The organism is Microbispora sp. CSR-4, from assembly GCF_008033685.1.
GTDB lineage: Bacteria > Actinomycetota > Actinomycetes > Streptosporangiales > Streptosporangiaceae > Microbispora.
In genome coordinates this window covers 1-374 of record NZ_VJVX01000298.1, presented here as the reverse complement: position 1 = coordinate 374, position 374 = coordinate 1, and the positions used below count along the sequence as shown (strand labels likewise).

Below are 374 nucleotides of genomic sequence, written 5' to 3'. Positions count from 1 at the left end.
CCGTTGTAGACCGTGACGAACGCGTAGTCGCGGTCGCCGTCCTCGTACACGCTGTAGTCGTAGTGCGTGTAAGCGGTCTTACCGACGTAGATGCCCCAGGGGGTCTTGCCCTCGTAGTAGCCGGGGATGAAGACCCACTTGTCCAGGGTGGTCGCGTTGGACTTGGTGTCGTAGACGCAGTGACCCGCGGTCGCCACCAGGTTCTTGTACTGCGACTGAACCGAGGTGGCCGAGCACCAGTGCGGCTTGTGGTCCGCGCCGATGAAGAACACCTTGCCGGTGGTCTTCGGCAGGTTCACGTTCTTGAGGCTGCCGGTGGCGGCCTTCTGGTCGCCGCTCGACCCGACAACGCCGGCCTTGGTGTCGGCGGAGGC

Annotated in this window: 1 protein-coding gene; it reads right to left on the bottom strand. The window is 64.2% G+C overall.

Annotated elements, in window-relative coordinates; all coding sequences use genetic code 11:
* Nucleotides 1-374, bottom strand: a 374-nt coding sequence (locus FLV34_RS39890; RefSeq protein ID WP_369074170.1) for a serine protease, incomplete at both ends; no start/stop codon positions are given.